We start from the raw sequence: 25399 nt of genomic DNA, 5'->3' as shown, positions 1-25399 counted from the left end.
TTCAGGCTCCGGCCGGGACGAGGGTGAGCAGCTGTTCGGCGTTGTTGCGCCACTGCCGCTCGCTGGCGATGTAGTCGCGGGCGGCGTCGCCCACGCGCTGGCGTTCGTCGGCATGGCGCGCCAGCGCGAGCACGCGCTCGACGCAGGCGGCGGCGTCACCGTGCGGAAACAGCCAGCCCGTGCGGCCATCGGCGATCACTTCCGCCACCGGCGCATAGTCGGGCGCGACCACCGCGACACCCATACCCATGAACTCGAACAGTTTCATGGGAGACCCGTAGTGATTGGAATTCGGCAGCACGGCATAGTCCATACAGGCGATCCAGCTGGCGACCTCGTCGTGCGGGACCCTGCCCGGCAGCAATACCCGGTCGGCCAGACCGCGATCCGCGATCAGCGCCCGGACCGCGGGCAGCGTCTTGCCATCGCCGACGAAGACCAGGGCCAGTTCCGGAACGGCATCCAGCTGCCCGGCGATAGCTTCGACGAAACCATCCACACCGTGCCAGTGGGCGAAGGCGCCGATATGGCCGCACACCACCCGGCCGGTCAGGCCGCGCGAGGCGCGCAGTGCGGCGACATCGAAGCGCGAAGGATCGAAACGTGGCAGGTCGACCGCATTGGGCGAGACCACACTGGGGGCGATGGCGCCATATGCGCCGCGCGCGACGTCACGAAAGTACGTGGAGATGAAGACCAGTCCCGTCGCACGCCGCAGACACCAGCCCTCGATACGCCGGGCCAGCCCTTTCATCGTCAGCGGGCGCACCCGGTCGACCAGCGCCGAGTCGTTGATCTCCAGCACCAGGGGAATGCCGCGCCGGCGTGCGAGCCAGATGGTGGCGAACAGGAACAGGGAGTAGCGTTCGTAGATCAGTGCGGGCGGCGCCTTGCGCCAGGCGCGTGCCATACGAAACCACGTGACCACGTTGTAAAGCAGCTCGAACATCTCGAAGACCACGCCAGGCAGTCGCGTCACCAGCGTGGCGATGCGACCCCGCTTGCCGGGCGAGGCGTCCTCGACCTCCCGCTCGGGATCGGCGCCGGGGAAAGACATGACGGAAACGTCGTGCCCGAGCTCACGCAGCGCCTGCACGATACCGCGGATATGCACTCCCTCGACGTGGCGACCGCGCGTGCGGTGGTGATACAGGATCTTCATGGCGCCGACCCTTCCAGTGCTGCGAAGCCGAAGCCCTGCGACAGCCACTCAGGCAGCATCACGTCGAGTGCCGCGGTCGCCTTGTCGCTGTCGTCGTGCATGAGCACGATGTCGCCGGGCACGGGCGGGTCGTTGCGCAGGCGGGCGATCAGCGTTTCCACCGGGGCATCCTGATAGTCGAGACTGTCGTAGGACCAGTAGACCAGATTGCGCTTGCGCCGCGCGAAGTGCAGCAGCAACTGCGCGCCCACGTAACCGCTGGGCGGGCGCATCCGGTGATGCGGGCGGTCGTCGAACAGCCGCAGCAGTGCGTCGGTGCGATACACCTCGTCCAGCTGTTTCGTGAGGGTCATGTTGCTGAAAGACCAGTGGCTGTACGAATGATTGCCGATCATGTGGCCCTCGGCGACGATCCGCTGCACGATCTCCGGATACTGCTCGATCTTCTCGCCGACAAGGAAGAAGCTGGCTTTGACGCCGTGCCTCGCGAGGGTGTCGAGCAGGCGCGGCGTGTGGCCTGGCTCGGGGCCGTCGTCGAAGCTGAGGTAGCGCAGGCGTGCGTCGCGCGTCCGGGTCATCACCAGGGTTTCGGGAAGAAGCCCGAGGAGTTCGAGTTTTCTGGGTTTTCGGATCATGGTGTTCGCGTGGGGCGCGGTTGGGCGCGTGTCGGTAGGTGGGGGTCGCGCGCGGGGCGCACTCCTGCATGGGCGACGTGGGTGAGGATGCGTTCGAGGCGGTCGATGTTTTCGTCCCAGCGGAACGTGGCGGCATGGTCGGCGATGGCGGCTGCGTCGAAGTGGCGTTCCAGGGCTTCGATCAGTGCGGTTCCCAGTTCGTGCGGCTGATGGGGCGGAACGAGGATGCCGGCGTGTTCGGGGACCACTTCGGGGATGCCACCCACATGGGTGGCGACGATGGGCGTGCCGCAGGCCATCGCTTCCAGTATCACGTTGGGAACGCCTTCGTTGTGACTGGGCAGGCAGAGGACATCCGCCGCACGGAACCAGTCGGCGGTGGCTGCGTGGTCCACCGCACCCTCGAAATGCACGGCGGTGGCACAACACAGCGACGCCGCGCGATCTTCGAGGTGAGCGCGGCTCGCACCGCTGCCGACGAAGACCAGACGTGCGTCGCGATGACGCCCGACCAGCTGCGGAAAGGCGTCGATCAGATCGTGGCAGCCCTTCGTCGCCTTGAGGTTGCCGACATAAAGGACGAGCGGTACCTCGGGCGGCAGCCCCAGCCGAAGCCGCGCGGCGGTGCGATCGCCGCTATGAAACACCCGCGTGTCGACCCCGTTGTACAGCGTCTCGACGGTGTCGGCGTGCGCACCCAGGGACACCGCGCGCGCGGCGAGCGCACGACTGACCGCGACGACGCCGGCCGCGCCACGCAGAGCCTGCCGGATCTGCGGACGCCGGAGACGTGCCTCCGCCTGCACGTTGAGGTCGCTGCCGTGCACCTTGACCACGTACGGTATACCGAGCAGCCGCGCGATCCACGCGCCGGCCACCGCATCCGGGAAGGCCCAGCTGGCGAGCAGCACGTCGTAGTGCGCGCTACGGATCTCGCGTCCGCGCTGCCACATGACGCAGGCGAAGAAGCACAACGCGTTGAGGAAGCGGCCGAAGCCCGGCGGGTGATAAAAGGTGAACCAGTCTTCGCGGATTCCCGACACACGCGTTTCGCCCTGGCGCCCCGCCATGCGCTCGCGAAATTCCACCGCGGTGAGTACATCTACGTCGTGACGCTCGCCGAGGCGCTGGAACTGCTGCCGGTTGAACGTGCCGCGCCGCGGATCCCACGGCGTGGGGAACAGGTTGGTCAGGACGAGGACTTTCACGTCACGGCCTCCCTGTCGCCGAAGTACAGGCGGCCATAGCGCGCCGCCATCGCGTCGAGCGAGCCATGCGCCTCGACCCAGTCGCGCGCGGCACGGCCCAGACGCGACGCGCGCTGCGATTCATGGAGCAGACCGAGCATCGCTTCGGCCAGTGCCGGGGGATCGCAGGCGGGCACGATATTCCCCGTCGCCCCGTCGCTGACGATCTCCGCGTTGCCGCCGACGTCGGTGGCGACGATGGGCAGGCCGGTGGCGCAGGCCTCCAGCAAGGCCATGGAGTAGCCCTCCGTGATCGAGGGCAGCACGAACAGGTCCAGGCCCTGGAGCAGTTCGCGTACGTCGTCGCGGTCGCCGAGAAAATGCACGCAGCCGGCGACGCCTTCATCGTACGCGCAGGCGCGTAAGGTCTCGCGAAGCTCGCCGTCGCCGATCAGCACGAGCGCGGTATCGGATCGCTTGTGGCGCACCAGGCGGAACGCGCGGATCAGGCTGGCCTGATCCTTCGCCCAGTTGAGCCGTCCCACGGTGCCGATGATCCGGGTGGCGTCGGGAATCTTCAAAAGGTTGGTCAGGCGTTCGTGCATGGCGTCGGACGCCACGTCGAAGCCTTCGACGACGATCCCGTTCGGCACTACGCAGGTTTTCCTGGCCGGCGCGACGCCGCGGCGTACCGCGTCGCGACGGGCGGCTTCGCATACCGCCACGACCGCGTCGGTCGCCTTCAGGGCGCGGCGAAACAACCATTCGCGGCGGCCACCCTTGCGGTTGGCACCGCCCATGCCATGGCGCGTGTTCACCACCTGGCGGATGCCCATACCCGCGCTGGCCAGCACCGCCTGGTAGTGCGCCACCGCGTTATGCGTGTGCAGCACCTCGGTGTAGTGCCCGGCGATGAACTGCCGTGCGCACGCGAGCGCACGGAGGTCCAGTCCCGTCTTCTTGCCGCAGGCATGTACCGGAATGCCCAGCCGGTCGAGCTCGCCGGCCAGCGAGCCGCGCTCGAACAGGCAGACCACCTGGACCTTGTCACCCTGACGATGCTGGGCCTTCACCAGGTCGATGACCATGCGTTCGAGGCCGCCGCGGTTGAGGTTCTCGACGAAGTGCGTGATGTTCACGAGGCAAGCTCCGAGACGGTGACACGCAACTTGCCGCTGCGGGTGAGCGGAATGTCGTCGACGAAATGGCAGTGCAGTTCGGCGCTGTCGCCGATGACCTTGCCCACTTCATGACGGATATAGGCGAGCGAGGCGTCGTCGAAGCCATCGCCACGCACGATGGAAAGATCGAGCCGGTCGAGACGGCGTTGTACCAGCTGAAAGCGCTGCAGCCCCGGCACGTCCTTAAGCATGTGCGGAAAGAATTCTCCCGGCAGGACGTGACCGGCGGGGGTGCGAATGGCGTCGAGCTTGCGGCCGTCGACCGACGCGAGCATCGGCAGGCCGCGTCCGCAGGGGCAGCGGCGCGTGGCGTGGGTCGCCATGTCACCGTTGACGTAGCGAATGAAGGGCATGCCGCGATTGAACAGGTCGGTGATGGCTACTTCGCCGCTGCCGTGGGTGACCGGATGGCCATCGACGAGGGTCTCCACCACGAGGTGGTCCGCATTCACATGCAGCCCGTCGCGGTGCTCGCACTCGGAGGCGATCAGCATGAACTCGCGGCAGCCATAGGTGTTGAAGGCCGGTGCGCCGAACGCGCGTTCGATGATCTCGCGCTGAAACGGATGCAGAGCCTCGGCCGCGCCGATGATCGAGGCGGGTCGCGCGATCCGTCGACCGGTCGCAAGCAGCCATTCGGCAAGACGTACCAGCGGTCCGACGTAGCCGACGAGTACTTCCGGCTTATAGGCGTCGATGGCTTCCGCGTAGGAGGCGAGGTTGGCCTCGCTCATGTGGAAGCTGTCGAGCAGCTTGCGAGCGAAGACCGCGTTGTAGATCCGGTCCTTGATCCGGTGCGCCGTCGAGGGGCTGCCCACCGCTCCACCCCAGAGGAACAGCGTGCGCCGTCCCATGCGCGATCCGGCCCAGCCGTAGCCACGCCACATCACCGCGACGCGGCGGTCGTTGCTCTCGCGGGTGAAGCCGAAGCGCAGCGGTTCGCCGGTCGAGCCGCCCGTCGCCTTGTAGCCGAGGGTGTCTTTCAGCGAACTCGCCTTCAGTTCGTCCGCATGGTGACGGACATCCGCCTTGGTCAGTACGGGAAGCGTCGCGAAGTCGGCCATGCTGCGGATGTCGCCCGGCCGCATGCCGATCTCGGTCCAGCGGCGGCGATAATAAGGCACCTCGTGCCAGCACCAGTCCAGCAGCGAGCGCAGCCGGTCCATCTGCAAGGCCTCGAGACGCTCCGGTGAGAGCCACTGCTCGCGCTCGTAGTCACGCATATGGCGGGGGGTATCGCGTCGACGCAGGACCCCTTCATACGCAGGCCAGACGACGTGGCGGAGCAGGTTTTCATAGACCGCGCTCATACGGTCCTCAACAGGACGGCCACGAGGACGAAGAAGCCCGCGATGGTGCCCATCGCAGCGGGGACCCAACGCCAGCCGCCGTCGGACAGACGGAAGAAGGGGAGCTCCGGCCAGCGGCGACGCGCACCCACGTAGTGGCCGGCTACCATGGCGGCGATGAGGTACATGACGATCATGTAGCTGCGGCTGAGGAAGAACGCCGAGGCGAACAGGCCGCACAGCGACAGCAGCAAGGTCAGCGCCATCTGCCGCTCGGTTGCCCAGTCGGCTTCGACGGCCGCGTCCTTCCCGGGCACGCGCACATGCCGCACGATGGTCAACATCATCCAGAAGCCATACCCGACGAAGGCAAGCCACAACACGAAGCCGACGAACCCGGTTTCAGCGATGACGAGCACGAACGAGTTATGAGCGGTGAGCTCGTTGTACTCGGTGAAGTTGCCGGCGCCCACGCCGAAGATCGGGTTGTCGCGGAACATCTCGAGTCCCGCGTACCAGGCATCCACGCGACCGGCGGCGGACTCCTCGCCGGCATCCAGCTCGTCCATGCGCGACGAGAGCAGCTTCATGACGGTGAGACCGATCACGCCGAGCACGCCGGCGACGGCGATGCCACGCCGGTACCAGACATAGCAGCCGGCGACGACGAGCACCGCGAGCATCGCACCGCGCGAGTTGGTGAGAAAGATCCCGTACAGAAGCAGTGCGGCGGCGCCGAGCCAGACAAGGCGCATCGCGCCCGCACCCGGGCGGCCCAGAAACATCGCCATCGGCAGCGTGGCGGCGAAGAGCAGGCCCAGATCGTTGGGGTCGTTGAAGATGCCGACATACTGGATGCGGCCGCCTTCGCCGATCGGGATGCCGGTCCAGCCCATGCCGGTCTTCGCCTGTTCGATGCCGTGCAGCGCGAGCACCGCCGCGCAGATGACGAACACGGTCATCGCCGTCCGCACGCGCTTCTGCGTGCTGCATGCGGCACCGAGGACGAAGAACGCGATAACGGCCGGGCCGAACCTGGCGAGCTCGTCGACCGCGCCACCGGTCCATCCGTTGGCGACTTCCGAGACCATCAGGATCAGCAGGAAGGCCGGGAGGATGATGAATTGCGGCGCCTGGAAGGTCTTGTCGCGCGAGATCAGCCACGCGCCGAACGCCAGCATCAGTACCACGGGCAGGATAGGCACGAGATCCAGCCCCGGCACGTAATCCTGCGGCCGGATGATGGTGAGCACCACATAGACCAGGATCAGAGGGAACATGGTTGAGCCTGTGGTCCGGTGGCTTCGTGTGCCGGGGTCGGATAGCTCATGAGTTGCGGCAGCGCGAGCATCGCCGCGAACCAGCCCGGTCCCATGTTCGCCTCCACCGGCAGACGGTGCAGGGCGTAGCGATTCTCGCTGGGCTCCGGGTTGGTGCCGCAGATATAGCTGCACGCGAGCCGGAACCCCGCATTGCGTGTGGCCGCGATCACGGCTTCGTTGTAAGCACGATCGCCGCCGACCGGGTACGACATCAGGATCGACGGGTGGCGCAGCTCGCGGTCGAGCGTCGCTTTCGAGGCACGGATCTCGCGCTCCATTTCATCTTCCGGCAGCCGGGCCAGCATGCGGTGATGCACGCCATGCGAACCGAACTCGTGGCCGCTGGCCTCCATCTCCCGCGCCTGGTCCCAGGTCATCGGGCGGCAGTCGGGCGGTCGCGCGTCGGCGGACGGCATGTCCCATTCCTGCTCGAGCCGTTCGGTCATCGCGGTCTGACCCAGGGCATCGAGCCATTTCATGCGCAGCAGCACGTTGCCGGCGATGCGTCGACGCGAGGCGCGATCCGGCGGCAGGACGATGTCGATACCGAGTTCGGGCAACTGCAGGCGTGGCGCGCCGGTCACCAGAATCATGTGGACGAGCCAGTCGTATCCATACGGGCGACCGGTATCGAGGTGACCGGTGGAGACGAAGAAGGTCGCAGGCACGCCCACCTCATCGAGGATGGGTGCCGCGATACGGTAGTTGTCGTCGTAGCCGTCGTCGAAGGTGATCGCCACCGTATCCGGCGGTAAGGCCTCGCCGGCGTCGAGCGCCGCGACGATGTCGGTGAGGCGCATCGGCCGGAAGAATTTCCTGATCCGGATCATCTGCTCGCGGAACTCCGCGGGCGGCGTGCTGATCAGTTCGAGGTCGAACTCGTAGGTATCCGGATCCGGCAGTGGCATCACCCGGTGATAGGCGAGGATGCGCAGATCGCGCTGCCACCATGCCCGTACGCGTTGCAACGGATGCAGCAAGCCACTGGAGTAACAGAGTTCGCCGAGTCGGCCCCGGATACCTGGTGCGCCACGAAGGGGCATGTCGATCACCATAAGTGCAGCCTTCGGTTACGGGCGAAGGCAACGAGCGCCTGTGCCGCGAAGAGGTTGAGATAGAAGAACGCCAGCGCGATACGCAGCGGAAACCAGCGTCCCAGAGGGGGACGGAACTTCGCGAGCGCGACCATGGCGGCACAGACGACCAGTCCGCCGAAGGCCACTGCGTACATCGGATGCCGTGTCACCAGCAGGCCGGTGCTGCAGGTGAGCGCAACGAGCAACCATGGCGCCAGCAGCCGCAGCATCTTGTGGCTGACAAACCGGAACCACAGCGGATTGGCCCAGGGCAGCAGCAGCCACGGCGCCAGCTGGACCAGCTGGAAATTGCCGGCGAGCGTACGGATCTTGCGGCGCTTCTCGTCCTCCGCTCCCTGCGACGGCTGGTCCCAGGCCATCGCCCTGGGTTCGAACACCACACGCTTGCCCTGCGCGGCGACCCGCATCGGCACCAGCACGTCGTCGAGCACGGTACCGGCTGGAAGCGGCCGGAACAGGTGGCGGCGCATGGCGTACAGCGCGCCACTGACGCCGATGGTCGAGCCGGACAAGGCCTCCGCATGGCGTATGCCTTTCTCGTAACGCCAGTAAAAATCCACACCCTGGGCGAAGCCGGTGCGCACGTTCTCCATGTGCAGTTCACCGCCCACCGCGCCGACGGTCGGGTCGGCCAGGTTGGCGACCAGCTCCTTCAGGGCGACCGGTGAGAGTTTCTGGCGGACATCGGTGAACAGCAGCACCTCGCCTCGCGTGAGGCCGACGGCGTCGTTGAGGCAGGCGGCCTTGCCGCGACGGTTCGGGAAATCGAGCACGGTCAGCCGTGGATCCGTCGAACGCCGCGCGAGCAGGACGGTCGCGTCATGGCAACCGTCGCAGGCGATCACGATGTCGATCAGCTCGGCGGGGTAGTCGAGTTGCTGCAGGCTGGCCAGCTTGGCGCGGATAAACCCGGCACCGTCGTGCACGGCGACGACGATGCTCACGGTCGGCAGGATGCCGCGTTTCGCCACCGGGAGCGGGCGCAGGCGCGAGAGCAACCAGACCCACAGCGGATAGCCCACGAAGACGTGGACCAGCAGGATGGACGATGTCCAGCAGACGATCCAGGCGAGATGCGTCATGGCGTGCTGCGTCCGAGCAGGCGACTGAAAAGGCCGCGCTTTGCCGTGATCGCCGGTGCGGGCGTGGCGATGGCGAGTTCGGCGGCAAGCGTGCCGAGGGTGCCGTTGGCGATATCCAGCAGATTGAGCTGGATACCGCTCAGCTTCTGCACGCGCTGCGCCATGTCGACCGCTAGCAGGGAGTGGCCGCCGACATCGAAGAAGTTGTCGCTGGTGCGGACGCGGCCCACGCCCAGCAGCTCCCGCCAGACACTGGCGAGGAGACGCTCGCTCTCGGTATGCGGTTCACTGTCCACCGTGCGTCCACCGGGCGCGCCGTTGTCGGGCACCGGCAGCGACGCGATATCCGGCTCGCCGGTGGGTAACAGCGGCAGCGCGTCCAGCATGGTGATGTGAGCCGGCATCGAGGACGCCGGCAGGGACGTCGCGAGCGAGGCACGCAGGTCGTCGGTGTCCGGCGAGTAGCCCGGAGCGGCCAGTGCGTATACGTCGATGCGCATCAGACCGTCGCGGTCGCGACGCGGCACGGCGATGGCACGCACGATGCCCGGCTGGGCGAGCGTGAGGGCTTCGATGGCCGTCGGTTCGACGTCGAGGCCATGGCGGCGAAAGCGACGGTCCTCCCGGTCGAGCACCTGCAACTGGCCGTCGGCCAGCCAGCGTCCGCGGTAGCCCGTCCTTGCCAGCCGGCCGTCGGTCGGCTGGCGGTCGGCCTGCGCACGGTTGCCGAACGGCATGGCCAGCGCGAGGCCGGCCACGGCGACCTGGCCCGTCGCGCCGATGGGGCAGGGTTCGCCGCTATCGTCGAGGATCCAGGCCTCGCTGTTGGCAAGCGGCCGGCCTTCGTGCAGGGCGTCGGCCGCGCGCTCCACCTGACCGCATGCCGCGACGGGCGCGGACATGGCGTCGCCGAACAGGGTCCACAGGCCGGCGGTGGCGCCCGCGACATGCGTGGCCAGTTCGGCGGTGGGCAGGCCCCCGGCGACCACGGCGCGCATGCCCGGATCGCCGGACCAGCCCTGGCGCACGAGTGCGTGCCAGGTTTCAGGTGTGGCGATGAAGACGTCCATGGCATCCAGGCGTCCGTGAGCGAGATCGTGGGCGTCCTGCTCGAACCAGGTGGCGCCGTGGGCGAGCGCGAGCAGGGGCTCGACGACGGACATCGCATCGGAAGGCGACGCGTCGCCGGCGATGCGCTTGCCGGGACGCACGCCCAACGTGCCGGCCAGTGCCTGCAGCGTGTTGGCGAGCGCACGATGCGACAACGCCGCACCGCGTGCCTTGCCCTCGACATCCGGAGCGTAAAAGGCGATCGCCGCATCGTCGGGCGAGGGCCGTACGGCAAACGGCGCAACGTTCCACGTCGCGACGTCCGGTTCTCCCTCGTGCAGGTCGAGCCACACGGCACAGGCGCGCGGCCAGTCGAGCATGGCCTCGAGCGCCGCGTCGCCCACCATCACCGTGGCCCGTGCGTCGGCAAGGATGTCGCGCAGGCGGGCCGCCGGGTCGGCGCGATCGAGCAGCAGCGCCGTCGCACCGGTCAGTCCGATAGCGAGCAGGGCCGCCACGCGGTCCGCACCCGGATTCACGCACAGGCCGACGACCTCGCCCGCATGCGCACCCCGCTCGTGCAGCAGCGCCGCGATCCGTGAAGCACGCTCCAGAAGCGCGTCGTAGCGGAGCGTCCGCGTATGCTGGACGATCGCTACCGCGTCCGGGTTCGTCTTAGCCGCCGCCGCGACCATGCCATACAGGTCGACAGGCAGGACGATGTCGGTATCCGTCGCGTTCCAGTGACGCATGCGCTCGCGCTCGGCCGGGGTCGCAGCCGTGAGTGCGCCGACCGCGATGGCGGGATCGGTCGCGACCGTACGCATCATGTCGAGGTAACGCTCGCGCATCAGCCGCGCCGTGGCGGCCTGCAGCAGGTCGGCGTTGTAGGTCACGCCGCCGACCATGCCGGCGTGGCTCTCGAGGAACCACAGGCCGAGGTCTTCCGTGGCGCCACTCTGGAAGAGCAGAATCTGCTCGTGCTCCAGACCGCCCCAGTCGACCGCACGCTGGCGGGCGTCCTGGAACGAGAACAGCGCCTGGTACAGCGTGGCGCCCGCTCCTTGTCCGATTTTCAGCTCACGCTGCAGGTATTCCAGGGGGACGTCCGGATGGCCGAAGGCCTCGATCGCCTTCCGCCTGACCAGACGTACGAACTCGAGGAACGACAGCGCCGGATCGACCGACACGTGCAGCGGCAGCAGATTGTTGAAGTAGCCCATGACCGATTCGACCTCGGTCTGGTTACGGCCACGGACCGGTGTGCCGACCACGAGTTCCCGTTGCCCCGCCGAGCTGGACAGCATCGCGAAGTACAGCGCGAGCAGCGTCATGTTGAGGGTGGCGTCGGCCTGCCGTGCCACGTCGTGCATGGCGTCGGTCTCGGCGCGCGACACGCGGATCCATTCGGTGCGTCCCAGTCCGGACATGCCGGGCCGGCGGGGATGGTCGGTCGGCAACGCCCGGACGTCGCCCATCTGTGCAAGACGTTCGCGCCAGAAGCCCAGCTGCGCCTGGAACGCCGCGGACTCCAGCCAGTGCGCGTGCCATTCGGCGAAGTCGCCGTAGCTCACCGGGAGGGCGACCAGCGGCGAGGGCAGACCGGCCACGAAGCTGCGATACAGCGCCGACAATTCGTTGTACAGGATGTCGAACGACCAGCCGTCCCAGATGATGTGGTGCGGCATGAAGAACAGCGCGTGCTCGGTATCGCCCAGGCGGAACAGGCGCGCACTGAACAGCGGTGCGCGGCGGAGGTCGAACGGCGTGTCCGTCAGCTGCTGCAGACGCGCCATCAGCGTCGCCTCGCGCTCGTCCTCCGGCAGGTGACTGAGATCCTCCGCCGGGAACAACGGGTACGTCAGTCGCGGCTCGATCACCTGGACGATGTCGTTGCCCACGTCGCGGAACGCCGTCCGCATGCTGGACTGCCGCTGGATCAGGGCCTGGAAGGCCATGTCGAACGCATGTTCGTCCAGACGCCCGCGAAGCCGGTGCGCCGATGGCGCGTTATACGTGACCCGGCCGGGATGCATGCGCTCCAGCGCCCACAGGCGGCGCTGCATCAGCGACAGCGGCGCGTGGTGCTGATCGCTGCGCTGGCCGATCGGCTCGGCGGCGGGCGCCGAGCCGCTGGCGACCTGCGATCCGATGGCGGCGGCAAGTTGCTCGATCGTGGGAGCGTCGAACAGCGTCCGGAACGACAGGCTCACGCCGAACTCGCGGTTGAGCTTCGCCGTGAGCTGCGCGGCCAGCAGGGAGTGCCCTCCGAGGGCGAAGAAGTCGTCGCGCACGTCGAGGTCCGGCAGGCAGAGCACTGCTTCCATCGCGAGGGCGACCCGTCGCTCGTCGTCGTTGCGCGGCGCGACGCGCGCACCCGGTGTCGCGACGGAGTGCGCGATCGGCGGCGGCAACGCCTTGCGGTCGGTCTTGCCGTTGGGCAGCAGCGGCACGCTGTCCAGCACGAGGATGTGCTGGGGCACCATGTAGTCGGGCAGGCGCGAGCGCAGGTACGACCGTAGCGATTCCTCCTCCGGGGCGATGCCGTCGCGGCCCACCACGTAGGCCACGAGGCGTACGTCGCCGGGACGGTCTTCACGCGCGATGACGACGGCGCGGGCGACCGCCGGCACGTCGGCAAGCACGCTTTCGATCTCGCCGGGCTCGATGCGATACCCGCGCACCTTCACCTGAAAGTCGAGGCGACCCAGATGTTCCAGGACGCCTTTCGCGGTCCACCGGCCACGATCGCCCGTGCGGTACATGCGGGAATCGGGCGCCTCCGACCAGGGATCGGCGATGAATTTCTCGGCGGTGAGTTCGGGGCGGTCGAGATAGCCGAGGGTGACGCCCGCGCCGCCGATGTGGATTTCGCCCGGTACGCCGAGCGGGCAATGATGGCCGCGCTCGTCGAGGATATGCACCGTGGTGTTGGCGATGGGGCGGCCGATGTAGATTCCCTCGCGCGGATCGGAGACACGCCAGTAGGTGGAGTAGACCGTCGTCTCGGTCGGGCCGTAGCCGTTCCAGACCTCGCCACAGCGGTCCAGCAGCGCCTCGGCGAGATCGACGGGCAGCGGTTCGCCGCCGGAAACGGCACGGAAAGCGGGACGACCGTGCCACCCCGCGTCGATCAGCAGTCGCCACCCGGCTGGCGTGGCCTGCATCATCGTGGCGTCGCAGTCCTCGATCAGGCGCCGCAGCTGTCCGCCATCGCGCACGTCGTCGCGACCGGCGATGACGACTTCGGCGCCGCTGGTGAGCGGCAACATCATTTCCATGAAGGCGATATCGAAGGACAGGGTGGTCACGGCGACCAGACGGTCGTCCGGCGCGATGCCCGGCACACGCTGCATGCTGGTGAGGAAGTTCGCAGCCGCGCGGTGCGGTACGCGTACACCCTTCGGCCGTCCGGTCGATCCGGAGGTGAAGATCACATAGGCCACGGAATCCGGCGTGCCCGCGCGCCGGTCGCGTGCGGGGCGGTCGAACGACGCGTGGACCACCTCGTCGCTGTTCAGTGCGATGACGCGGCGTGCATCGAACTCGAACGCCAGGGGTGTTTCGTCATCGACGACCAGCGCGGCAAGCCGCGCGTCCTCGGCCATGAAGGCCAGGCGTTCGGCGGGGAAGGCCGGGTCGAGGGGCACATAGCCCGCGCCGGATTTGAGTACGCCCAGCACGGAGGCCAGCATGTCGAGTCCACGGCCGAGCGACAGCCCGACCAGGGCACCGTGGCTGACGTCGCGTGCGCGCAGTGCGTTGGCGACGCGATTGGACCGTGACTCCAGCGCCGCATAGGTCAGCGTACGGTCGGCGTGACGTACGGCGATGCGCTCCGGCGCGCGGTCGCACTGCTGCTCGAAGAACTCGTGCGCGAGGCGCAGTTCCGGAAACGGCGTCGGTGCCGGTTGCAGACCGGCGAGTTCGCGATAGACGGCGTCGGAGACGACCGGCAGTGCGACCGCTTCGGTCATGGGCGCACGCGCCGCGTGACGCAGCAAGGTGGCATAGGCGTCGAGCCAGCCCTGCACGGTGGCGGCGTCGAACAGATCGGCGTTGTACTGGCACTCGAGACGAACTCCGCCCTGGACCTGCACGGCGTTGACGAACAGTTCGAAGTTCTCGAACTCGCGCGGGATGGCGTCCACGTCGAAACGAAGGTCCGGGAAAGCTGCCGTCGTCTCATCGAGCTGCGCATCCAGATTGAACAGCACGGCGACCAGCGGCAGGCGCGACGGATCGCGTGTAAGGGAGAGGCGGGCAAGCAGACTGCCCAGCGTGTAGCGCTGATGATCGAACGCGTCGAGCAGGTGGCCGCGTACGTCCCCGAGAACGTCCGCGAAGCTCGCGCCATCGTCGATGCGTGCCCGCAGGGGCAGCACGTTGACGCAGTGGCCCACGAGCGTGTCCAGTCCCTCGCCGGCCTGGCCCGCCGACGGTATGCCGATCACCACATCGTCCTGGCCCCCGACGCGGCGGAGCAGCACAGCGAATGCGGCGACCAGCGTGGCGTGGAAGCTGGCCCGGTGCGTCGCGCCCAGGCGCTTGATGGCCTCGACATCCGCGGTGTCCAGCAGACGGTCTTCGCGCCGGGAGGTGAACGTACGACGACGGGGACGGGGCCGGTCCACGGGAAGGTCCAGTGCGGGCGGCGTGTCGGCGAAGCGGCCCAGCCAGTACTGTTCGTCCGCGCGGGCGGCCACGCTGCCGACGTGCGTGGCTTCGTTCAGCGCGAAGGTCGAGAACGCGCATACCGGCGCCGGACCGGCGCCCTTGCCCAGGCGTTGCGCGTAAAGCGCGGCGAGATCGCGGACGATCACGCCGAGCGACCAGCCGTCGCACACGATGTGGTGCGCGGCGATGGTCAGCAGATGACGGTCGGCGGCCAGGCGAAAGATCTCCGCGCGGACCAGCGGGCCGTGTTCGAGATCGAAGGGTGTCGTGACGATGCGCGAGAATGCCGCCTGTAAACGTGCGTCGCTCTCGAACGGCGGCAACGGCGAAAGATCGTGACTCGCGATGGGCAGCGTCGTGTGGTCGGCGACGAGCATCCCTTCGCCGTCGCGGCTGAGCGTGGCCCTGAGGGCCTCGTGACGGTCGACCACCGCCTGCAGTGCCCACATGAGGGCCGCTACGTCGAGCAAGCCCTTGAACGTCAGCGAGACCGCTTCGTTGTACGCCAGCGAGGCTTCCGGCTCCAGCCGGGATGCCAGCCACACCTCGCGTTGGGGTTCGGTCGTCGGCAGCACGCGCGACAGCGGCGCGGCGGCGAACGGATCGTAGTCGACCGCTGTGGCGGCGGCCAGCTCGTTCGATATCATGCGGTCACCCTCAGGTACTTGCCCGGCGCATCCGGGTTGGGAACGAACCACGCGGGATGGCCTTCGGGATCCTTGCCCAGACGTGCGCCCGGGACGGGTGGGCGCTCAGCGTCGAAGGATGCGGTCTCGCGGCGGCGCGGCAGGAATTCGGCTTCCTGCATTTCGAGAATCGATTCGCGGAACGCGGTGGCGATGGCGGCGAAGTCGGCCTCGCCGTGTGCGGTCGTGAAGAAGCAGGGGAAGTTGTCGAGGATGTGGATGCCACGGCTGCGCATCATCGCGAACAGCAGATCCTGCAACGGATGGTCTTCCGCGAAGGTGGTCTTCCAGACGGAAGCGAAGTGCACGACGCGCACCGGCGCACCGACGCTCGCGCAGAAGGCGTTGAGCTCCTCCGCCATGGCGGTGACCTTCGCATTGAGGGTGGCCTGCAACTGGCCGCCTTCCTTCGCCAGATGCGTGAGCACGGCGTGCGCGGCCGCCAGGGCCAGCGGATGACGCACGAAAGTGCCGGCGAAATATGTGACGCCGACGGTCGGCGTGGAGTCATCACCGAACTGCCAGTGACCGCCGTCGAGCGCATCCATGAAACGACGCTTGCCCGCGATGACGCCGATGGGGAAACCGCCGCCGACGACCTTGCCGTACGACGCCATGTCGGCATCGATGCCGAGTACGGCCTGTGCACCGCGTGGATGGGCGCGGAAACCGGTGACCACCTCGTCGAAGATCAGTAGTGAACCCGATTCTTCAGTGATCGCGCGCAGCTCCTGCAGGAACTCCACGGGCTGGAAGTCCGGTCGACGGCTCTGCACCGGCTCGACCAGTACCGCGGCGATCTCGTGGGCGCGCTCGCGGATGATCCGTAGCGCTTCCGGTGTGCCGTAGTCGAGGACCAACACATGTTCGGAGGTATTGCGCAGGATGCCCGGCGCGGCCGGTACGGACTTCAGTTTCTTCGTGCCACGAACGATCACCTCGTCGAAGATGCCGTGGTACGAGCCGGTGAAAATGACCAGGGTGTCGCGACCGGTCACCGTGCGCGCCACACGCACGCAGCCCATGACCGCCTCGGAACCGGTGTTGCACAGCGCCGCGCGATCGAAGCCGGTGAGGTCGCAGACCTGTTTCGCCACGATGCCGGCCAGCGGATGCTGCGGGCCGATCTCGTATCCCTCGTCGAGTTGCTTGCGCACGGTGTCGAGGACGAAGTCCGGCTGCCAGCCGAACAGATTCATGCCGAAGCCGTTCAGCGCGTCGACGTAGCGATTGCCATCGAGGTCCCAGACGTTGGCGCCTTTGGAGCGCTCGATCACGATCTGGTAGATGATTTCCTTCAACAGCGGGCGAAAGCCGTTGACCACCCGCGGATCGGCCAGATGTGGTCGGTGTTCTTCCGTATACGCCTTGGAGGCTTTGGTGCGCTCGATGTACCGGCGCATGAAGGCATCCAGCCGCGCACGCTGGCGGGCGCTGAGGTCCGTCCCACCGTGGTGAATCCGTGCGATGGCGCCGAAGGCCTTCCTGACGTCGTACGTGGTATGCGCAAGCGCGGCCTCTTCGCCGTCGTTGGCCGCCACGGTTGCCTCAGTCGGTCCTTGCGCTCTGCCAGGAGCCGGGGCTGGCCCTGCCACAGGGCCTGCGGTTCCCGCCAGCAACGCCAACTGCTCCCGCATGATCTGCATCTGCTGGGTAATGATGTCCTGTACCAGTCCAGCCCCCGCGGTGCTCGGCGCCGCCGCTCCGGTAGGAGCCAGCCCCGCTGGCGACCCGGCAAAGCCGGCCAGACTGACGCCAGACCCACCGCCGGCCACGCTGGCTCCTGCAACAGCCTTTGAATCGGGCTCCGCCATTGCCTCAGCCGGCAACAACCGGTCGATATGCGCCGCCAGGCTTTCGAACGACGAACACCCATCCATCAGTTCACGGAAGGTGATCTTCAACGCGTACGTCCTCTGCAGCTGCAACGCCACCTGGGTCAGCGACAGCGAGTCGAGCCCCAGCTCAACGAAGTTCGACGCAGGATCGACGCCCTCGAGTTCAGCCCCCGAGACATCCTCGAACAGGGCGAGCAGCTCACCGACAAGGCGCTGGGGACGGGCGGACACGGGCGAATTGGGCATGGAGAGCTCCAGGGACTGGGGCGAGACGATGTCGTGGTGATCTGACTGGTCTGGCGAGGTGGTGTCCGGGTCGCGCGCGGGGCGCGCTCCTACGGGGCACGGTGCGTCGGATGGCTGTGCGATGCCTGCCATGCCGGCGGCAACCTGCGAAAGCGACACCCCCGCTGCGATCGCCGTCACCGAGGCCGCCACCCGCGCCTCCACCCAGTGCCGCTTCCGCTCGAACGGATACGTCGGCAAACGCACACGCCGCCGTTGCGCGCGGTGGTCGAGCGCCGCGATGGCGACCGTCACACCCGCGCTCCACAGCGCACCGGCGGCGCCAAGCAGGGCGGCGCGCTCATCGGAAGGGCCATCCCCCAGACTCGGAACGATCGTGCGACCGCGTGCCTGTGCATGCTGGCGACCCAGCACCGCGAGGCTCGGCCGGGGACCGACTTCGAGAAAGGCCGTCGAGGTGTCTTCCAGTGCATGCAGAAGCGCCGGCGAGAACCGCACGCTCTCACGCAGATGACGCGTCCAGTAGTCGGGTGAGGTCGCCTCGGCGTCGGTCAGCGGGACGCCGGTCAGTGTCGACACGATAGCGATGGTGGGTGAGGAAAGCGGCACGGCCGCGACCTCCGCATGAAACGCATCGAGCACCGGATCCATCATGCCCGAGTGGAACGCGTGCGAGGTGTGCAGGAGGCGGCAAGCGATCCCTTCCGCGTCGAGCCCGGCCCGGAACGCCTCGATCTCGCCGGAGGGCCCTGAAACGACGCTCGCGTTAGGCGCATTCTCCGCCGCAAGGGACAACGTGCCCGGAAGCCGCGCATGCAGTTCCGCCGCTCCCAGACGAACCGAAAGCATGCTGCCTGCGGGTAATGCCTGCATCATCCGCCCGCGACGCGCGACGAGGCGCGCGGCCTCGGCCAGCGGCATCACACCTGCCAGTGCGGCCGCGGTGAATTCGCCTACGCTGTGCCCGATCATGGCGACGGGATGGACGCCCAGGCTCATCCACAGGAGGGCGAGCGCGTATTCAAGCGCAAACGTCGCAGGCTGCGTGAGTGCCGTCGCCTTCAGGGCATCCGCATCGTCGTCGAACATCCGCTCCCGCAGATCGAAGCCCAGTTCGTCGCGCAAGGCGCAGGTGACCTCGTCCAGTGCCGCACGAAACACCGGCTCCGTCGCATGCAGTTCGCGACCCATGCCGGCGTACTGCGAGCCCTGGCCCGGGAACAGGAACACGATGCCGGGCGACGGATCGCTGCTGGTACGGCAGATCGCGGCAGCTGCCACGTCACGAAGCTGCGCTTCGGCTTCGCCATGCGACACCGCGACGACGTGCGTACGCTGTCCGAAGGATTTGCGGCCGCTGGCCAATGTCCAGGCCGTGTCGGCGAGATTGCTGTCCGGATGCATGGCGATGTGGTCGGCCAGCCGCGCCGCGGCGGCGGCGAGGGCGGCCGGCGTGCGCGCGGACAAGGTCAGCAACTGCGGGCCGGTCGCGGCATCCGACGGTGCACGCGCCGGCGCTTCGCCAAGGATCACGTGGGCATTCGTGCCGCCCACGCCGAACGAGCTGACGCCGGCCAGCAGCGGACCGGCGCTCTGCCACGGCCGCAGCGTATCGTTGACGACGAACGGCGATGCCGCGAGATTGAGCCGGGGATTGGGGGCGGTGAAATGCAGCGACGGCGGAAGACGACGCTCGCTCAGCGCCAGGGCCGTCTTGATGACGCCGGCCGCCCCGGCGGCCATGACCAGGTGGCCGACGTTGCTCTTCAGCGACCCGATCGCGCAGAAGCCCGTATCGTTCGTGGTCTGCCGGAAGGCCTCGGTAAGCCCTTCGATCTCGATGGGATCGCCCAGTGGCGTGGCCGTACCATGGGCTTCGATGTACGAAATATCACGCGCGGCCACGCCGGCGTCGTTAAGCGCCATCGTGATGACGGCTGCCTGGCCCGCGGCGTTGGGTGCGGTGAAGCTGGCCTTGACCGCGCCATCGTTATTCACCGCCGCGCCGCGAATGGTGGCGTAGATGGGGTCGCCGTCGCGCACCGCGTCCGACAGCCGCTTTAGTAAGACGACTGCCGCGCCATCGCTGAACACGGTGCCCCGTGCGTTCACATCGAACGTCCGCGTATGGCCGTCGGGCGAAAGCATCGAGCCCTCCTGAGCAAGGTAGCCGCTGTTCGGCGGGCAGGCGATCGACGAACCGCCGGCCAGCGCCATAGCGCAGCGACCGGCGCGCAGTGCGTCGAACGCCTGCACGATCGCTACCAGTGACGTGGAGCAGGCCGTGTTGAGACTGATGGCCGGGCCGGTGAGATTGAGTTTGTGCGCGACACGCGAGGCGACGTAATCCTTTTCGTTGCCCAGCATCACCTGGAAGGCACCGAGCTTTTCGATCAGGTCGGGGCGGCCGCTGATGTGCTTCTGAAAGTACGTCGCATTGTGCATACCGCCGAAGATGCCGACGGGTGCCTCTTGCCCATCCGGTACATAGCCGGCGCGCTCCATGCACTCCCAGCACAGTTCCATGAAGAGGCGCTGCTGCGGGTCGGTCAGCTCGGCTTCGCGCGGCGACATGCCGAAGAACGAGGCGTCGAAGTCGCCCACGCCGTCGAGGACGCCGCGCGCCGGGACGTAGCCTGGATCGTCGCGCTCCGAGGCAGGTATCGCGGCATCGAGTTCGTCGGGCGCGAAGAAGCGGATCGTTTCGCGACCTTCGCACAAGTTGTCCCAGAACGACTCCACATCGGGCGCGCCCGGAAACCGGCCGGCCATGGCGATAATCGCCACCGGCTCGCCTGCCGTCGACGTACCGCTGGCGAGCCGGCTCGACAGTGCGTGCCGCGAGGCGCGCCCCCCGATCACCGCGGCGACCGCGGCGGGCGTGGGTTCCGCGAAAAAACCGACGAGCGTTGGTACGGCGGACAACGCGTTGTGAATGCGCGTCATGACGCGCGTCGCCAGCAGCGAATTGCCGCCGAGGTCGAAGAAATTGTCGTCGCGGCCCACGCGCTCCACGCCGAGCGTCGCGGCGAAAAGATCGCACAGCGCGCTTTCGACATCGCCACGCGGTGCGACAAAGGTGGCAGCCAGTTCAGGACGCGAACGATCCGGGGCGGGCAGGGCATGCCGGTCCAGCTTGCCATTGCCGTTGATCGGCAGCGCATCCATCCGCACCCATGCCGTCGGAATCATGTAGGCCGGCAAAAGGACGCTGAGCTGATCGCGCAGGGCACGTGCGGCGATGCCCTCGCCCTGGCTTTGGTAGGAGCGAGCCTGCTCGCGATCGGAGATGCGGTCACCTCCCACCACGTAATAAGCCACCAACCGCCGATCCCCCGGCTCATCCTCGCGAGCCACCACGGCCGCGCTAGCCACCCCAGGCAACCCACGCAATGCGAACTCCACCTCACCACACTCGATCCGGTATCCGCGGATCTTCACCTGCCCATCGGCCCGTCCTATGAAGGCGAGATTCCCATCGGGAAGAAAGCGAACCAGATCGCCCGTGCGATAAAGGGTCCCGTGCTTCGATGAGACAAAGCGCTCGGCCGTCAGCTCGGGGCGGTTGAGGTAACCGCTGGCGACACCCGAGCCGCCGATATACAGCTCACCGACGTCACCGTAGGCTACCGGTTCACCCTGTTCGTTCCACACATGCAGCGAGGTCTCGCCGATCGCGCGCCCGATGGGAATCGCACCGGCATCCCCCGGAAGGTCACGCGGAATGCGATAGGTCGTAGCGAAGGTGGTGCATTCGGTCGGGCCGTAGCCATTGATCAGCGTGGTCGCCGGGAGAGCCGCGAGCGCCCTGCGCACATGAGGCACCGATAAGGCTTCGCCACCCGTAAGGACGCAGCGCAGCCCGGCAAGATGCGATGCATCGTCATCGACGATCGCGTTGAACAAGGCCGCGGTCAGCCAGGCCACCTCGGCACCGTGTCGTTCGACGGTGCGCGCGATGCCGCAGCCTGTCGGAACCCGGTCTCCATAAACCACACAGGTGCCGCCGTTCAACAGCGGCCCGAAGATCTCCAGCGTCGACGCATCGAAACCCAGCGGCGCCGCATGTAGCATTTTCAGGGCGTCGAAGTCGAGATAATGGGACTTCAGCACGAGCCGAAGAATCGACTCATGCCGGATCTCCACGCCCTTCGGCTTCCCCGTCGACCCCGAGGTAAACATGCAATAAGCCAGCGAGCTCTCCTGTAGGAGCGCGCCCCGCGCGCGACCGAAAACCGGGCCACCCACAAGATCCCTCAAGCCGAACACCGGAACCTCATCCAGCCCCGTCGTCCCGGGCCGTTCCGCGATCACGGCGGCGACGTCCGCGTCCGTCAGCGCGAAGCGAATGCGATCCTCGGGCCACGAACCATCGATCGGCAGATAGGCCGCACCCGCCTTCAACACGCCAAGGATCGCAACGATCGCTTCCGCCGACCGCTCCATCAGTAACGCGACATAGCTCCCGGATGCAACGCCGGCGGACCTCAGCCCGGCGGCGACCCGATCGCTTTGCGCGTCCAGTTCGGCATAACTCAGGCTCAGTTCGTCGGAGGCGACGGCAAGATGCTGCGGATAGAGCGCGGCAATACGCACGAAGCGCGCATGTACCGTGGTATCGGGAGTATCGGGGAAAATCGCATCATTCATGACCATGCCCTGCGCAGGTGGACGTCCGGCGCAATGGCATAGGCCGAACGGCCAGGGTCGAAGTGGTACGGCCGGCCTTGCCGGCTGGCGCGCCACCTTGCATCCCTTTTCCCCTCGTGCTCCACGCCATCCTGTCGGCCTTCATGCGATCCCCCGTGAACTACCGCAGGGCCAGAGGCACCTGCATTCGCGAGATCATTTATAGGCTTTGGAAAGCGCGGGGCCTATACAACCAGCGTGCTAGCCGGGTGAGGCATTTGGCCGATAAGCCAATGAAGACAACCCGCCGTATGGGCGGGTTGTCCTGGTCTTGTCGATCACCTCTTGAACTTGAAGAAGTCGACGTGGATCGAGTCCTTGCAGACAATTTCTATCCACTTGACCTTCTTCCCGGCAACGACGTCATTTCTCACTTCGGCGTACTGGCCGTTGCCGCTCCCCGCGTTGAGTGTCTTTTTTCCGCCGATGATGCTGCCCGATGCATCCTTGAACGAGATGTACACCGGATCGTCCATCGAACTGACCGCGAAGCGCACTTCCGTCCATTCCTCGAACAAGTTGAAGAGGACGGTTTTTAAGATAAGCTCGTTGTTTGTCGGGTGTCCGATCCAGAGGATGTCGCCCTTGTAGTAGTCGTCGAGGCCAGCGCCAGAGTAGGGCTTGACGCCGATGAACTGCTCTTTCTCGACATGGTGGTTCCTGTCGAACATGACGTGGAACACTTTGTCGAACTCAAGTTTGTCTTTCGTCTCGGACGATACGCTTCGCGTTTGCTCGCCGTCGAAATCGAACGTCGCATCCCATTGCTCGCCTCCTGCCGTGACGAACACGCTGAGCGGCGCGGAGACAGGTAAAGTCGTGCCGGCGCGCGTCACGGTGTACGTGCTCACCACGGTCCTGCCGCGCTCCGCCGCGATCATGGCGGCGGTGATCTTAAACGGATCCAGGGTCGGCGAGGCCGTCTTTGTCGGCAAGGCATGGGTACCGAATGACGCGGCTACGCTGTCACCGCTCAGCAAGGGCGCGGTGGGCGGGACCTCCAGGTCCGCGGACGTTCTGTTGCCGTCGAGCCGCGACGCGATGGCCTGCGGAATGACCGGCGCCGGGAAGGCCGGTGGCGCGACCGTGGCACGAACCGTATAGGCCAGCGAAGTGAATTTTCGTGCCGTCGCCTGCGCACCGCCATCGAAGGCGACTTCCAGTGTGAGGACGAGCGTTGTCTGGTCGGAGAGGGTGTTCAGCCACAGGCGCGGCAGCGGCTCCGAGAACGCGCTCCCGCCGGTGACCGGTTTGGCCGTGGCAATGACTTGCGAACCGTTTGCCGTCGACGCCGTAAGCCAGTACAGCTGCCCGGTGGCCATCAATGGCCATTTGGGTACGTCGATCAGCGCGTCGCCGACGAACTGGTTCAGATCGATCACGCTGGTACCGAGCGCTTGCCGGATGACCGGCTTGCCGACGCGCGGGTCGTTCGGCTGGAAGTCGAGCACGTTGAAGTTTGCGATGGGCGAGGACTTCGCTGCGCCGCCGGCCTTGGGCGTGACGCTGTATTGCACCGTGATCGCATGGGCCAGGTTCTTCGCCACGACTGCCGGCCCGATGTCGATCTTCATGCCTGACGGGTTGCCGGTTTGCGCGGCGGTGGTCTCCTGCCCACCTGGACCCGCCACGGTTACGATTACATCGTCGCTCGCGCGGATGTCGGAGGACGCCGGAATGGAGGCGGTGATTCCGTTGGGCGCCACAGCCGGATCGATCTGGCCGGCGACCGCTTCGACGATGCCGGGAAGGGGAAGGTTCGGCACCGCAGGGGGCAGGATGCCGAATTGATAGGGAAGCGACGTCGCGGAGTAGTTGGGCCCGGTTACCGTATACGTCGCCGTGGCAGGCGAGCCCGCATTCGGCGCGATGAACGCCGTTCCCGTCAGCGTGAAGTCAGGGGGTTTCGACGGATCGCTCATGGGTTTGGAATCTGTGAACGGCACAGGCGCGGCGATATTGGCGGTGACCTGGTTGCCCCTCGTCTGCGGCGGGATGACCAGGTGGGCGACGCCAAGTTCGGCGGGGATCGTGTAGTTGATCGCCTCATCCACCTTAGGAGCGGGTAGCTCGCTGCTCGCGCCGATGACACGCAGATCCCTGCGTTTCGACTGAACCGGCGTATCGCCAGGATTGGTCCGCTTGTACGCGATACTTGCCCTACCGCCGCCGGCCGTGCCGCCTAGCGCGGCGACTTCGGCATTCGGGATGATGAATTCAGGTACCTGGTAGTCGTAGGTGAGCAACTGGGGCGGCGGCGAATACGGGCGCGGCGTGGTCCCGTCTTCGGCCACGCCCGTCCATGTCACCGTGATGCTCGCGCCCTTCAGGCCGCCGTTGTTGACAGGCTGGACGGTAACGTCACCGGTACCCAGCGTGCCCAGGTCGATAACCGTCTGATCGGTGTCGGCTTCCTTCACGCGAGGCGCGGGCAGCGCACCCGGATCGGGCAGGGGCACCTCCACCTGCGTATGCGGCGCCCACTTCGAACTGTTGGTCACGCGGTCGAGGATGCGGTACGTGACGGTCGCCGTACCCGCGCCGATCTGCCTGATCTCGTCCTCGGGTATCGCTATTTCGAACGACGGCTTCGCCACGTCCGTTGACGACAGCGTGATCTCATGCTGGAAGCCATGCCACGACGCCGTGATCCTGTCGCCTGCTTCGATGTTGAGATACCTGGCCACGACGATGCGCACATTGCTCAGGTCCGCCCCCAGCGGCCAGGGGACGACTTCCGGCGGTTTGAGTCCCTCATTGATGGTTTCGGTGCTCGGGTCGGGGTCGAGGCCGCCCGGGACGCTCAGTTTGACTTCGACCGACAGGGAGGGTGAGTAAACCACCGTCCCCGATGCGCCCACATTTTCGTGCACTACATCGAAGGTGCCGGCGCCGATGGCATGGATGGCCGAAGCACGAACGGTGACCGGAATGGCCTTGCCGTTGTCCTCGGCGTTGATGAGCCGGCTCCCGACGACCGGTCCCGTCGTGCCGCCCCAGCGGATACGGGCGATGTCTCCATCGACGAAGCCGTCCCACGGGCCGACGATCACGCCAATGCTTCCCGCCGCGTTAGGGCCCACCAGGTCGTACCCGAGGCCGCCGTTGGCGTCGACCTCGTGAATGAGCGGGGGAGGTGGCGCCGCATCTGGCAGGATCGCGTGCGTGGCGGCACCACCGTCGTCGAGCGGCGGTGAATCCGGGTGTTCGTGTTCGGTTTGCATGGAACCTCCTTGATCCACCGTCGCTCGTACCGCA

At 66.9% G+C, this 25399-nt stretch carries 11 protein-coding genes; all 11 read right to left on the bottom strand.

All coding sequences use genetic code 11. The features are described 5' to 3' along the window. Position 1: 1 nt before the first annotated feature. The 11 genes from B5X73_RS12460 to B5X73_RS12410 all read right to left on the bottom strand — a co-directional run bounded on the left by B5X73_RS12460 (position 2) and on the right by B5X73_RS12410 (position 25365). Positions 2-1162, bottom strand: coding sequence for a glycosyltransferase family 4 protein (locus tag B5X73_RS12460; RefSeq protein ID WP_079521949.1), 1161 nt, complete (start codon positions 1160-1162; stop codon positions 2-4). Continuing rightward, positions 1159-1797: a polysaccharide deacetylase family protein gene (locus B5X73_RS12455; RefSeq protein ID WP_079521948.1), complete on the bottom strand. Its 639-nt coding sequence runs from the start codon at positions 1795-1797 to the stop codon at positions 1159-1161. The genes B5X73_RS12460 and B5X73_RS12455 overlap by 4 nt, the downstream gene beginning before the upstream one ends. After that, positions 1794-3005: a glycosyltransferase family 4 protein gene (locus B5X73_RS12450; RefSeq protein WP_079521947.1), complete on the bottom strand. Its 1212-nt coding sequence runs from the start codon at positions 3003-3005 to the stop codon at positions 1794-1796. The genes B5X73_RS12455 and B5X73_RS12450 overlap by 4 nt, the downstream gene beginning before the upstream one ends. Then, positions 3002-4123 carry a glycosyltransferase gene (locus B5X73_RS12445; protein WP_079521946.1) on the bottom strand — a complete coding sequence of 374 codons (1122 nt, stop codon included), beginning with the start codon at positions 4121-4123 and terminating at the stop codon, positions 3002-3004. The genes B5X73_RS12450 and B5X73_RS12445 overlap by 4 nt, the downstream gene beginning before the upstream one ends. Then, the gene (locus tag B5X73_RS12440; RefSeq protein WP_079521945.1) at positions 4120-5475 is read right to left on the bottom strand and encodes a phenylacetate--CoA ligase family protein; all 1356 of its coding nucleotides are present in this window, start codon (positions 5473-5475) and stop codon (positions 4120-4122) included. The genes B5X73_RS12445 and B5X73_RS12440 overlap by 4 nt, the downstream gene beginning before the upstream one ends. Then, positions 5472-6734 carry an O-antigen ligase family protein gene (locus B5X73_RS12435; protein ID WP_079521944.1) on the bottom strand — a complete coding sequence of 421 codons (1263 nt, stop codon included), beginning with the start codon at positions 6732-6734 and terminating at the stop codon, positions 5472-5474. Before B5X73_RS12435 ends, B5X73_RS12440 begins: the two co-directional genes overlap by 4 nt. After that, positions 6722-7819: a polysaccharide deacetylase family protein gene (locus B5X73_RS12430; protein ID WP_254857288.1), complete on the bottom strand. Its 1098-nt coding sequence runs from the start codon at positions 7817-7819 to the stop codon at positions 6722-6724. Before B5X73_RS12430 ends, B5X73_RS12435 begins: the two co-directional genes overlap by 13 nt. 5 nt (positions 7820-7824) lie before the next feature. Then, a complete protein-coding gene (locus tag B5X73_RS12425) occupies positions 7825-8955 on the bottom strand; it encodes a glycosyltransferase family 2 protein (RefSeq protein ID WP_079521942.1) in 1131 nt (376 codons plus the stop codon). After that, a complete protein-coding gene (locus B5X73_RS12420; RefSeq protein WP_079521941.1) occupies positions 8952-15329 on the bottom strand; it encodes a non-ribosomal peptide synthetase in 6378 nt (2125 codons plus the stop codon). Before B5X73_RS12420 ends, B5X73_RS12425 begins: the two co-directional genes overlap by 4 nt. Further along, positions 15326-22102, bottom strand: a complete 6777-nt coding sequence (locus B5X73_RS12415; protein ID WP_254857287.1) for a polyketide synthase — start codon at positions 22100-22102, stop codon at positions 15326-15328. The genes B5X73_RS12420 and B5X73_RS12415 overlap by 4 nt, the downstream gene beginning before the upstream one ends. Positions 22103-22419: 317 nt before the next feature. Beyond that, on the bottom strand, positions 22420-25365 hold the full coding sequence (locus B5X73_RS12410; protein WP_079521939.1) for a hypothetical protein: 2946 nt from the start codon (positions 25363-25365) through the stop codon (positions 22420-22422). Positions 25366-25399: the final 34 nt, after the last annotated feature.

This window comes from Luteibacter sp. 22Crub2.1 (genome assembly GCF_900167995.1).
In the GTDB taxonomy this organism is placed as follows: Bacteria; Pseudomonadota; Gammaproteobacteria; order Xanthomonadales; family Rhodanobacteraceae; genus Luteibacter; species Luteibacter mycovicinus.
This window is presented reverse-complemented; position numbering and strand designations above follow the sequence as displayed.